The following is a 12,173-nucleotide window of genomic DNA, read 5'->3' as shown; positions in this document are numbered from 1 at the left end:
TCCTATTCAGTCTTACGGACATTTTCCATAATTGTATCAGATGCAACGCTGTCAGCAGCGGCTGCACCTGAGGCGCCGGAGCCTTGCTCCGATGGTGTTTCAGATTCTGTGAAATTTTCGTTGTGGTTAAAAAATCCACCCCAAAATGCTATTGCCATTAATACAATCCCTACACCCAATATCCACTTCCATACATTTTTTGTGTTCTTCGTTGCTCTGGCTTGGTCATCAGTTTCTCGCCTGTCCATGGTTCAATGATTTAGTTTGAAAATGTTTGTACCAAAGTTGTACCAACCCCTCAAAATGGATTTCACAGCCATTTATATAACATTGTGTTGATAAAATTTCCCCAAACAAAGTCATTTGCAAAAAATGTAATAAAACTGGTATGTTTGATGTTAGTTTAGATGAAAAATAGAAACTTCGACAAAGAACTTATTACAATACTCAGCCAGATTTATGAAAATTTCCCTCAGTTACCTTCCTGCCTTGATTGTACTTTTCCTATTATGTAGCATCGAAAGTCAGGCACAGAACACCCGCAGTTTTTTCTCAGTTTCGGGGGGGTATAGCTTACCGGTAGGGGAATTGGCCCGCGAAAAACTGGACGATCCATTTGCAGGATTGACAGGTTCCGGCATTTTTGGACAGGCTAATTATGATTTCAGGGTCGCACGATGGATCGGGTTGCGTGCTTCGGGAAGCATGAATATTAATAAGACAAATTCTCAGCCGATTTTGGACAAAGCCAATAGCTATGCACAATTCCTGAATGAGCGCTTTACATGGCAAAGCGATGTGTCAAACTGGAAGCTGAATGCATTAATGATCGGTCCGGCTTTGTACATTAACATGAATAGGGTGCAGCTTGAACTGCATGCACAAGCGGGAAAAATCTGGGCAAATTCTCCAACCGTCGATTTGATCGGAACATCGGAAACCGGTGGCGAACCCATTACGGTTAATCTCAAAAAAGCATCAACTACTGCTTTCGGGCTTGCCGGCGGTGCAAGTTTACGCCTGCCGTTGTCGGGAGCATTGTTTTTTCAGCTCAATGCGGATGTGATCGGCGCAGAGGCAGAGATCGATGATGTTACCATTCGCGCTGTCCGCGGTTCATTTGATTTTTCTGAAAAGGTGAGTGAAAAACGTTTCATAGGCGTCGTGAATGTAGGAGCTGGATTTGGGATAGCGTTTTAAATCGCTTACGTATATCTGAATTGTTATATTTGCATCGGTTCAAACCCGGTGGCAGCGAACTATTGATCATCTGCGTATTCGAATATAGCTTTAAATGAAGGTTCTTAAATTTGGCGGCACCTCTGTCGGTTCGGTAGACAGCATTAAAACAGTAATCAGTATCCTTGAAAAAAACCTGGCGGAAGGGGAGCGTATTGCGGTCGTTTTTTCTGCCATGGGCGGTGTTACCAACCGGTTGATCGAGATCGGTAAAATGGCTGCTGCGGGAAATCCTGAGTACATGGAATTCCTGAAAGTGGTCGAGGAAAGGCACTTTGCCGTCGTGCGAGGCCTGATTCCGGTAAAGAACCAAAGCAGCACATTTGCGGCAGTAAGAGGGCTTTTTAACGAACTGGAAGACATATTAAGGGGCGTTTCCTGGATCAAAGAGCTTTCGGAGCGGACGCTGGATCTGATCATGAGCTTTGGCGAACGTCTATCCACACTGGTCATTACCGAAATCCTGAAAAGCAAAGGCATAACCGCCGAATTCTGCGACGCCAGGCAGATCATTCATACCAATGCAACCTACGGAATGGGCGATGTGAACTTTGAGATCACAAACCGCCAGATCCTCGAATATTTTGCCAAAACAGCTGCTTTACAATGTGTTACGGGCTTCATTGCTTCGACAGCAGAAGGCGTAACAACCACATTAGGTCGCGGCGGCTCTGATTATACAGCTTCTATTATCGCAGCAGCGCTGGACGCCGATTCCATTGAAATATGGACAGACGTGGATGGCATGATGACCGCCGATCCGCGTAAGGTTGCCAATGCATTTACAATCCCGTCCATATCCTATTCCGAGGCGATGGAGCTTTCTCATTTTGGCGCGAAAGTGATCTATCCCCCGAGTTTGCAGCCGGCATTTGCCAAAAATATTACATTGAAAGTCCTCAACACGTTTAATGTTGATTTTGAAGGGACTTACGTTCAGAAAGCGGCAAACGGGAAGGATTATGCAATAACCGGGATCTCTTCGATTGATGAGATCGCTCTGGTGAACATTCAGGGAAGCGGGATGATTGGCGTGGCAGGGATTTCCGGCCGGTTATTCACCGCACTTTCCAACAATGCGATCAGCGTCATCCTGATCTCACAAGCCTCGTCCGAACATTCGATCTGTTTTTCTATTGACCCAAAAAATGCCCAGCGCGCGACAGAAGTTCTTGAAAAAGAATTTGCTACTGAAATTTCACTGGGCCATATCGATAGCATTGCCATTGAAAAAAGCCTTTCCATCATCGCGATCGTGGGTGAGGGAATGAAAAAAAGCACGGGTGTTTCCGGTAAGCTGTTTTCTGTTTTGGGTAAAAACGGTATCAATGTCGTGGCTACGGCGCAGGGCTCTTCCGAGCTTAATATATCTGTGGTTATCGCCAAAAGTGACCTTTCCAAAGCGCTTAACGCTATCCACGGCGTGTTTTTCCAATCTGAAACGCGCTCGCTCAACCTGTTTATTGTAGGAATGGGCCTGATCGGCGGCACATTGCTGAACCAGATCAAGAACCAGACAACCTATTTAAGAGAAGAAAAGCTACTGAACCTGAACATCGCAGGTTTGACCAACACCAAAAAAATGCTCCTCGATCCAGACGGCATCAGCCCGGAAAACTGGCGTGATCGCGTGATGGGTGAGGGTGTGAAAACGAGCCTGCCAGCATTCGTGCAGCGCATGATCGAGCTCAACTTGCCCAACAGCGTTTTTGTGGATTGCACCTCGGATAAGGACATTGTGCAGTATTATCATATGCTGCTGGATGCGAGTATCTCTGTGGTAACGCCCAACAAGGTTGCCAATTCCGGCACTTACTCCGAGTATGTTGCGTTGCAGCGGACCGCATTGCAGCGCGGGGTTAAGTTCTTGTATGAGACCAATGTAGGCGCCGGTCTGCCGATCATTAACACCATTCAAGGGTTAATGGCGAGCGGTGATAAATTCCTTAAAATCGAGGCAATTCTTTCGGGAACTTTATCATATATCTTTAACAATTTCGGTCCCGGGATTCGTTTTGCAGATGTGGTGCGTGAGGCCAAAGTGAAAGGTTTTACGGAACCGGATCCGCGGGAGGATTTGAGCGGCGCCGATGTAGGCCGGAAAATATTGATTCTTGCACGTGAAGTAGGCGTGCCTTTGGAAGCCGAGGAAATTACGATCAAAGCGATTTTGCCAGGGAACTGCCTGAATGCGCCAACAGTGGATGCCTTTTTCCAGGAACTTGAAATTTCTGACGGTTTCTTCGCAAGCATGCAGGCAGCAGCGGAAGCTAAGCAGGAAAAGCTGCGTTACATTGCCACGCTTGAAAATGGAAAAGCGAGCATTAAACTCAAAACCGTCGACGCCCAGCATCCGTTTTATACATTATCCGGAAGCGACAACATTGTTTCCTTCACCACAGAACGTTACAAAGACCGCCCACTCGTCATAAAAGGTCCCGGCGCCGGCGCCGAAGTTACCGCCTCCGGCGTCTTCGCGGATATCATGAGTATTAGTAGTTATTTGGGTTAGCGGGTCTTGCAATAAGCATATCTGATTATAGTTAAAGTGCTCACGTTCCATTATCGATCATTTATGAATCAACAAATGGAGCAAAATGAAAAAAATAATTATTGATGACATCTTAGCAAAGGCACTCGAATGTTTAACAGTTGCACAGCAAATGCTTGAAAAAAGACAATTGGATTTCGTCATAAATCGAGCGTATTTTACAATGTATCATAGTATTCAAGCACTGCTTTTTATTAAAAACATTCGAAATAAGTCACGCCAAAAAGTACATAACGCTTTTCACCGAGAGTTAATACTTACTGGCGAATTACCTCAGGAGCTTGGTGTGATTTTGAAAAAAACATTTAGAAAAAGTCAGCGAGCTGATCACGAGTATGATGAGACGTCTGAACAAACTGCCCTTGATGCCTTTAACGAAGCGGAATATTTTGTTCGTAGCATCGTCCACTATTTAAAGCAAAACAATCATTTACAGTGAATTCAATAAAAGCTTTTGCGCCGGCTACGGTGGCTAATGTTGCGTGTGGTTTTGATATTTTCGGGTTTGCTATAGAGGCGCCGGGGGATGTGGTGGAGATTAAAAAACGGGACCAGCCTGGTGTTGTCATTACGGAAATTACAGGAGATGAAGGTCGTTTGCCGCGTAATGCTGAAAAAAATGCAGTGACCGTTGTAATGTTGCATTTATTGAAGCATTTGGGCATCAAAGACTTTGGCTGTGAGGTTGTTTTGCATAAAAATATGCCGTTAGGCAGCGGAATGGGTTCCAGCGCGGCGAGTGCGGTGGCGGGGGTTGTTGCGATGAACGAGCTGCTGGGTAACCCGCTGACGCGTCAGGAATTGCTGCCTTTTGCAATGGAAGGTGAAAAAATTGCTTCCGGGTCGGCGCATGCTGATAATGTCGGACCGTCGCTTTTGGGTGGTTTTGTGGTGATCAGGAGCTATAATCCGCTGGATATTTTTACGATTCCTGTTCCGGATGATTTGTATTGCACATTGGTTCACCCTGATATTGAGATTAATACAAAAGATGCGCGCTTTATCCTGCGCAGCGAAGTGTCGCTCAAAAACACGATCGCTCAGATGGGCAATGTTGCCGGACTGGTGGCGGGTTTGATGAAATCAGATTATGAGTTGATCGGCAGGTCTATGGTCGACGTCATTATTGAGCCGGTAAGGTCCATTTTGATCCCTGAATTTAACGAAGTCAAGAAAGCAGCCATTGCTAACGGAGCATTGGGATGCAGTATTTCGGGCTCCGGGCCCTCTATGTTTGCATTGAGCAAGGGAAAGGCTAATGCGGAAAGCGCAGGTCTCGCTATGCAGGAGAAATTTGCAGACGCCGGAATTGAAGCCAGTATGCATGTTTCGGGCATCAATAAAAACGGTGCATCCATATTATAATGCTTTCCTGAAATCGGATCAGAGGCACCTCGCGAAAATTGGAAAGAACTCTGACGGACTGGTGAACTTTCTTATTTGTTTCAGACGTTAAATATTTAATACAAAACTTAGAAATAGCATGGTTACTGTAAGTGATAGCGCCAAAGATAAAATTGTTGAACTCCGCAATGCGGACGGACATGTTGAGGATTACCAGATCCGCGTTGGTGTGCTGGGAGGCGGCTGTTCGGGCTTGACTTATAATTTGGAATTCAACTCTGAAACGAAGCCTACGGACATGGTTTTTGAGGATAAAGGGGTCAAAATTATTGTTGATAAAAAGAGCATTCTTTACCTGGCCGGAACGATACTCGATTTTTCTGATGGCTTGAATGGTAAAGGCTTTCAATTTGTAAACCCCAATGCAACCCGCACCTGTGGCTGCGGTGAAAGCTTTGCGGTTTAACAATATTCTTAAAATATTTTATTTTCCAAACGCGTTCCGAAATTTCCGGACGCGTTTTTTTTATAGTTCTGAATGGCCTTAATTTGCCGCAATAAGAAGCAGACATACACATTAAAACAATTTGAATGAAACCAACTCTTTTGATTTTAGCTGCCGGGATCGGTAGCCGTTACGGAGGCATCAAGCAGCTAGACCAGTTTGGCCCGAATGGGGAGACAATCATCGATTATTCACTATATGACGCAATTCGCAGCGGTTTTGGCAAAGTAGTTTTTATCGTTCGTCAGGAAATAAAGGACAGTGCGGAAGCCATTTTTGCTCCTAAACTGAAAGGTAAAATTGATTACGATTTCGCTATTCAGGGCATTCAGTCCTATGTTCCTGAGGATCTCGGGACGGTGGAACGGGTAAAACCCTGGGGAACAGGACATGCCACATTATGCGCCTGGCCACAAACGGAAACGCCATTTGCCGTAATCAATGCCGACGACTTTTACGGCCGCGACGCTTTCGCCACCATGGCCGACTTCCTGACCAATGACACCAATGAAAAGCAGCACGCCATGATCGGTTATGAGCTGAAACGCACACTATCCGAAAACGGCACCGTCTCCCGCGGGATTTGCGTAGAAAGAGCAGATCATAACCTTGAATCCGTTGTGGAACGCACCAAAATTTTCGAAGAAGGCGGAAAGATCTATTTCGAAGAAAACGACGTCAAAACAGAAGTTGCGCCAGAAACACCTGTTTCGATGAACTTTTGGGGTTTCAAACCGGGCATGTTCCCGATTACAAAAGACTTGTTCGAAACTTACGCCCGCGAGAACATCAACACACCAAAAGCCGAGTTTTACATCCCAACCGTCATGACGCACATCATCAAAAACGGCCTCGGCGACTGCCGCGTCTTCCGCATTGCGTCAGACTGGTTCGGCGTGACATACCCGGAAGATAAGCCGATGGTTCAGGCATCGCTGAATGCGTTGCACAAGTCGGGCGTTTATCCTGAGAAGCTTTGGTAAGGTAATTTTATAAGTTTATAAGCATAAAAGACCTCCAAAGAGGTCTTTTATGCATTAAAGAAATTGACCTTTACAGTAACCTGAAATCACTTCTGCACCAGCGCTTCCATCATCCTTTCTGCCAAAAACACATTGCCTTGATCCGTTAAATGCACTCTATCTGACGTTAAAATGCCCTTTTCCTTGTTTTCAGGATTGTTTTGAACTAAATAATCCTGAAAGGATTTTCTCAAATCGCAAAGTTGTAGGCTGTTGCGGGTTGCTATTTCGCGGATGAGCTTCGAATATTGGTTCAGATCACCGTCCTGAGGGTTGGAAGCATCATTTCTTTCGCCTATGACCGTTGGTGTGCATACGATTACGCGGATATTCTGGGCTTTCATTTTTTTGATCAAAGCTTCGTAGAACTTTACGTATTTATCGGGATCGGTTCCGGTTCCTGAGGAAGTTTTGTGCCATACGTCGTTGATTCCCACGTAGATGAAAACTACATCCGGCTTTTTGGAAAGCACGTCGTCTTCCAGCCTTAGATAAAGATCATACACTTTGTTCCCGCCGATTCCGGCTCCCATGAGCTCATACTGGCTGTCCTGACCCTTTGATTTCAGCATTTCGGTCATTTTGGTAATGTAGCCCGTTGGACCGACACCGGCCTGGGTAATGGAATCTCCGAAGAATATGACGCGAAGAGGTTTGTCCTGACGCATGGCGATCAGGGGCAAAATGAGAATGGCAACTTGTAAAAGCTTATAAATGACCCGCATATTGAATGGATAAAAATGGTTTTTGAAAAAAGACTGACTGCTCATAAAATTACCCTTAGCGACATTTGTATTCTTAATGCCTGATCACTGTAACGCGGGCCGAATCCATGGGATAATGCAGGGTAAATGTATTTCCAGGGACCATTTCAGATGCCAGTTCCAGCGGCAATGTCAGTTGACGGACTTTGTTTTCAACCAGCGCGCTTACCAGCAGCTGATCCGCTTGTTTTATACAACTAAGCACTTCCCCAAAGATCACAAAATCTTCCGTTTGCGACTGCTCGTTTGCGTACACCTCTTCAGGCGTGCCTTGACGGATGATTTTGCCGTTGCCAATAGTCAAAACCTGATCTGCCAGTCGGAAAATCTCACCAATGTCGTGCGTGACGATGATCGTTGTGAGATGATGCCGGCGATGGAATTTTAAGAGTATATCTTGCAAATGATAACGCATATCATAGTCCAGAGCCGCAAATGGTTCATCCAGTAACATTAAATCAGGCTTCCTCACCAGTGCCCGGGCCAGTGCAACGCGTTGCTGCTGGCCGCCCGAAAGTTGGTTAGGTTTCCGGTTTGCAAGATTGGAGAGCTCTGTGGCAGTTAGCAGGTCATTGACAATGCTCCGATCGCTACCTTTTGGTAAACCAAAAAGCAAATTCTCTTCAACCGTAAGATGCGGAAACAAGGCATAATCCTGAAAAACAAAACCGATATTTCTGAGCTGTGGGGCGACGGATTTTTGTGTCGAACTATCAAGCCAGACTTGATTTTCGAACTTTATTTTGCCCGTTTCCGGCGTTAATAGCCCCGCGATTTGTCTTAATAATGTTGTTTTCCCTGCGCCTGATGGGCCGGTAATAGCCAAGATTTGTCCTTTTGGTAGGGATAATGCGATTTCCATCGGCATTTTTCCATGAACCGTTTGCAAGGTATGTTGAATATGGACTTCAAGAAGGCTGTCGGACACGGAGAAGGCGGTTGTTAATGGAATAAACCAACAGCAAAATAACAAATGTAATAGCAAAAAGCACGATCGCATAATCGTTCGCTGCCCCATAATTAAGGGCTTCCACTTCATTGTAAATAGCTACGGAAGCTACCTTTGTTACACCGGGAATATTCCCGCCGATCATCAGCACAACACCGAACTCGCCGACTGTATGTGCAAATGTGATGACAAATGCCGTAAGAATCGCAGGTTTGCAATTCGGTAAGAGCACTTTAAAGAATGTTTCCCATTCATTTTTACCCAATGTATAGGACGCCTCGCGCAAGGATGCGGGAAGCGATTGCAAACCTGCGCGAATGGGATAGACCATAAAAGGCAAACTATATAGCACAGAGGCAATTACCAATCCTGGAAAGCTGAAAACAAGTCTCAAACCAAAATTGCTTTCGATCCAGGCACCGAACCAGTAGGAGGGGCTGAATGCCAAAAGCAGGTAAAACCCAATCACAGATGGCGGCAATACGAGCGGCATTCCGATCAGCGATTCAATGATCCCCCGACCTTTGAATTTTCCGAAAGCGAGCCAGTAAGCCAATGGCAATGCAAGCACCAGCAGGATCAGCGAAGTGATCGTGGCGAGTTTGAAGGTTAGCCAGAGGGGTTCGGGGTTCAAGGTTAATTTTGAATGACCGGGTCGCCGGTGCGATGAATGATTGAATGAACGGGCGCCGTTGCGCTGAATGTTGTTTATTTATAGCCGTATTTTTTGAAGATCGCTTTTGCTTTTGGTGAGTATAGGAATTTATAGAATTGTTCGCTGGTTTCCTTTTTTGGGGAATTTTTGCTGTGATTTAGCAGGATGGCGGCTTGTTCGATGGGGCTGTAGTCTGTTGAATCCAGGATAATGTAATGGCCCTGATCTTTCATTTCTGGGGAAAGTACAATGGACAGTGCGTTGAAACCGGCTTCTACATTGCCTGATGTGGTATATTGAGCGGTTTGAGCTATGCTTTCTCCGAAAACGAGTTTCTTTTCTATTTTTCCAAAAATGCTGTTTGATTTTAAGACCTGGATCGCGGCCTCTCCATAAGGTGCTGTTTCGGGGTTAGGAATGGCAATTTTTTTGATTTTATCGTCTGCCAAAATATCAATGTTCAATTCGGCTTTCGGGATGTTTTTGGACCATAAGACCAGTGACCCCAATGCGTAAACCTTCGGTTTTTCTGTTGAACCGCCATTTTTGAAGATTTCTTCCGGATATTTTGTGTCGGCCGAAACAAAAACATCGAATGGCGCGCCTTCGCGGATTTGCGTAGTAAGCTTGCCTGAGGAGCCTACAATAATGTCAATTTTTTTCCCCGTTTCTTTCTCAAATTCCGCTTTAATTTCCTTCATTACATATTGCACGTTGGCCGCTGTAGCTACCACGATTTTCTCGGAAGGTTTGGAACAACCGGCCAGAAGCACTAAAAAAAACAAGAGAAAACGCTGAATGTTCATGTCGCAATTTAATGGATAAACCCCAGATGATCATTGCTTCCCATTGCGTTAAAAATCGTAAATTGCGCGCCATTTCGAGCGCAGGTTCTGAAATCGCGCTTAGGAAGCCAACTTTTAAAAGTGTAATTAATAACAATGTAATGATTATAGAAACTGCCCAGCGCACCAAGCAAACTTCCGAATACTACTTTTCGGTGAAGCTTGCGGAGGTTCGCAAACTGATTGCAGAAGGTCACGATGTCATTAATCTGGGGATAGGAAATCCCGACATGATGCCTTCGTCTGAAACAATTACAGCCTTGTCTGAAGCGGCTCAGAAGCCACAAGCGCACGGTTATCAGCCTTATGTGGGAACACCTGCATATCGGAATGCAATCGCAGATTTCTATTATCGCACTTACGGAGTTAAGTTGGATCCTGCAACGGAAATTTTGCCATTAATTGGCTCAAAAGAAGGTATTACGCACATTTCTCTGACATTCCTTGATCCAGGCGATGAAGTGCTGGTCCCTGAACTTGGTTATCCCGCCTACCGTGCTGTAAGCCAGATGGTTGGTGCGGTTGTGAAGGAATACCCGTTGCGGGAAGATTTTGGCTGGCAGCCGGATTGGAATGCGATAGAGGCGTTGGTAACGCCAAAAACCAAGATCATGTGGCTCAATTACCCGCATATGCCTACGGGAGCGCCCGCTACGCGCGAACTTTTCGAGGAGGCGGTTGCATTTGCGACAAAGCATAAGATTTTGCTTTGCCACGACAATCCTTATAGTCTGGTTTTGAATAAAAAAGCGCCGATCAGTTTATTGTCTGTTGAAGGCGCCAGGGAAGTTGCTATTGAGCTCAATTCTATGAGTAAGTCGCACAATATGGCAGGCTGGCGAATGGGCTGGTTATCAGCAGCTAAGCCTTACATTAGTGCTGTGCTGACGATCAAAAGCAATGTGGATTCAGGCATGTTCTGGGCGATGCAGGAGGCGGCTGTGGCGGCTTTGCATAACTCCGACGAATGGCATAACGAGCGAAACGCGGTCTATCAGGGCCGTTTGGAGGCTGCTGAGGCTATTTTGGAAAACTTTGGCTGCACCTGGGACCGGGCGCAGGAAGGCATGTTCCTATGGGGCAAATTGCCGGATGCCGTCGAGTCGGCTGAGTCGCTGGTGAATAGCCTGTTGGTTGAAAAGCATGTTTTTATTGCTCCCGGCTTTATTTTCGGACCGAAAGGGCAGCGTTACATTCGCCTGTCGCTTTGCATGCCGAAAGAGCGCATATGGGAAGCAGTGGAACGAATAAAGGCTTAATCCTCACTTTATTAGTGTTTATTTATTCAGAATCGAAATGATACTTAGTATAATAGGAGTGGGCTTGCTGGGCGGTTCTTTTGCTTTGAGCCTGCGTGAAAAATATCCGAATGTTAAGTTTGTAGGCGTTGATAATTCTTTGGTGAATCAAAAAATCGCATTGGCCAAAGGCATTGTAGACGAGATTGTGTCACTTGACGACGCATTGCAAATTTCTGAAATGAATGTGCTTGCGACGCCTGTGGACGCGATCAATAAATTGCTGCCTTATATGCTGGATCATCTGCCCGATGGCCGCACGATCATGGATTTGGGGTCTACGAAGGAAGCTATATGCAAATTGGCAGACGGCCATCCGAAGCGTGCGCAGTTTGTTGCCGTGCATCCGATGGCAGGAACGGAGAATTCTGGCCCCGGAGCTGCATTTAAGGAGTTGTTACCAGGCAAAAATGTAATTATCTGTGATAAAGAAAAGAGTAGCAGGGAGTCACTGGGCCTGGTTGAGACTTTTCTGCGGGATGTGGGCATGAAGATCCATTATATGACGCCGGTGGAGCACGATCTGCATCTGGCTTATGTGTCGCATTTGAGCCATATCAGTTCCTTCGCGCTTGGGTTAACGGTTTTGGATAAAGAACGGGACGAGAAAGCGATTTTTGATATGGCCAGCACCGGTTTTTCTTCCACGGTCCGTTTGGCTAAAAGCTCTCCGCAAATGTGGGCGCCTATTTTTGATCAAAACAAAACCAATGTTTCCAAGGCCTTGGGCGACTACATTGAGCTGTTAAAAAAATTCAAAGACGCGATCGATCAGAAAGACCTTGACACCAGCTTAAGCTTTATGAGCAGGGCAAATGACATTGGAAGAATTCTTGCGGGAATTGAAAAAAAGTAAAAATATCAGATTTGTAATATATTGAAAAACAGCTTGTTATAGGCTGTTTTTGTTTTTTCGGAACCATTAACACGCGCCAGGCTGTTAAACATGCACCTTTCAAAGGGTATATTTCTCCTCCTCTCTCAATCGAAAATAATTAAAT

13 protein-coding genes are annotated in these 12,173 nt (G+C 45.6%); 8 read left to right on the top strand and 5 right to left on the bottom strand.

Features of this window, described 5'->3' with window-relative positions; translation table 11 throughout:
* Window positions 1-2 precede the first annotated feature (2 nt).
* Complete coding sequence (locus G395_RS0102725) at window positions 3-248, bottom strand: YrdB family protein (protein ID WP_026628664.1); 246 nt, start codon at window positions 246-248, stop codon at window positions 3-5.
* Window positions 249-459: 211 nt separating this feature from the next.
* Here G395_RS0102725 and G395_RS0102720 point away from each other — a divergent pair, with 211 nt between their 5' ends.
* The 6 genes from G395_RS0102720 (at window position 460) to G395_RS0102695 (ending at window position 6,622) form a co-directional block, all read left to right on the top strand.
* A complete protein-coding gene (locus G395_RS0102720; RefSeq protein ID WP_026628663.1) occupies window positions 460-1,200 on the top strand; it encodes an outer membrane beta-barrel protein in 741 nt (246 codons plus the stop codon).
* A 94-nt stretch (window positions 1,201-1,294) separates the two neighbouring features.
* Entirely contained in the window at window positions 1,295-3,751 is a 2,457-nt protein-coding gene (gene thrA / locus G395_RS0102715; protein WP_026628662.1) for a bifunctional aspartate kinase/homoserine dehydrogenase I, read from the top strand.
* An 85-nt stretch (window positions 3,752-3,836) separates the two neighbouring features.
* The gene (locus G395_RS0102710) at window positions 3,837-4,229 is read left to right on the top strand and encodes a HEPN domain-containing protein (RefSeq protein WP_026628661.1); all 393 of its coding nucleotides are present in this window, start codon (window positions 3,837-3,839) and stop codon (window positions 4,227-4,229) included.
* On the top strand, window positions 4,226-5,155 hold the full coding sequence (locus tag G395_RS0102705; protein ID WP_026628660.1) for a homoserine kinase: 930 nt from the start codon (window positions 4,226-4,228) through the stop codon (window positions 5,153-5,155). Before G395_RS0102710 ends, G395_RS0102705 begins: the two co-directional genes overlap by 4 nt.
* Window positions 5,156-5,273: 118 nt before the next feature.
* Window positions 5,274-5,600 carry a HesB/IscA family protein gene (locus G395_RS0102700; protein WP_026628659.1) on the top strand — a complete coding sequence of 109 codons (327 nt, stop codon included), beginning with the start codon at window positions 5,274-5,276 and terminating at the stop codon, window positions 5,598-5,600.
* Between the two features lie 125 nt (window positions 5,601-5,725).
* On the top strand, window positions 5,726-6,622 hold the full coding sequence (locus tag G395_RS0102695) for a nucleotidyltransferase family protein (protein ID WP_026628658.1): 897 nt from the start codon (window positions 5,726-5,728) through the stop codon (window positions 6,620-6,622).
* A gap of 86 nt (window positions 6,623-6,708) precedes the next feature.
* On the opposite strand, the gene G395_RS0102690 is transcribed toward G395_RS0102695, so the two are convergent.
* From G395_RS0102690 to modA, 4 genes are all read right to left on the bottom strand, one after another.
* On the bottom strand, window positions 6,709-7,386 hold the full coding sequence (locus G395_RS0102690) for an SGNH/GDSL hydrolase family protein (protein ID WP_026628657.1): 678 nt from the start codon (window positions 7,384-7,386) through the stop codon (window positions 6,709-6,711).
* Window positions 7,387-7,459: 73 nt separating this feature from the next.
* The gene (locus G395_RS0102685; protein WP_026628656.1) at window positions 7,460-8,353 is read right to left on the bottom strand and encodes a sulfate/molybdate ABC transporter ATP-binding protein; all 894 of its coding nucleotides are present in this window, start codon (window positions 8,351-8,353) and stop codon (window positions 7,460-7,462) included.
* A complete protein-coding gene (gene modB / locus G395_RS0102680; RefSeq protein WP_026628655.1) occupies window positions 8,334-9,008 on the bottom strand; it encodes a molybdate ABC transporter permease subunit in 675 nt (224 codons plus the stop codon). The genes G395_RS0102685 and modB overlap by 20 nt, the downstream gene beginning before the upstream one ends.
* Window positions 9,009-9,082: 74 nt before the next feature.
* Complete coding sequence (gene modA, locus G395_RS0102675) at window positions 9,083-9,763, bottom strand: molybdate ABC transporter substrate-binding protein (RefSeq protein WP_229203921.1); 681 nt, start codon at window positions 9,761-9,763, stop codon at window positions 9,083-9,085.
* A 212-nt stretch (window positions 9,764-9,975) separates the two neighbouring features.
* On the opposite strand from modA, the gene G395_RS0102670 reads away from it, so the two are divergent.
* Window positions 9,976-11,133 carry a pyridoxal phosphate-dependent aminotransferase gene (locus G395_RS0102670; protein ID WP_026628653.1) on the top strand — a complete coding sequence of 386 codons (1,158 nt, stop codon included), beginning with the start codon at window positions 9,976-9,978 and terminating at the stop codon, window positions 11,131-11,133.
* 37 nt (window positions 11,134-11,170) lie between these two features.
* Window positions 11,171-12,028, top strand: a complete 858-nt coding sequence (locus G395_RS0102665) for a prephenate dehydrogenase (protein WP_026628652.1) — start codon at window positions 11,171-11,173, stop codon at window positions 12,026-12,028.
* Window positions 12,029-12,173: the final 145 nt, after the last annotated feature.

It is taken from the genome of Dyadobacter alkalitolerans DSM 23607, assembly GCF_000428845.1.
Lineage (GTDB): Bacteria > Bacteroidota > Bacteroidia > Cytophagales > Spirosomataceae > Dyadobacter > Dyadobacter alkalitolerans.
Note: the sequence above shows the minus strand (reverse complement) of the source record. Positions and strands in the feature narration are given on the sequence as shown.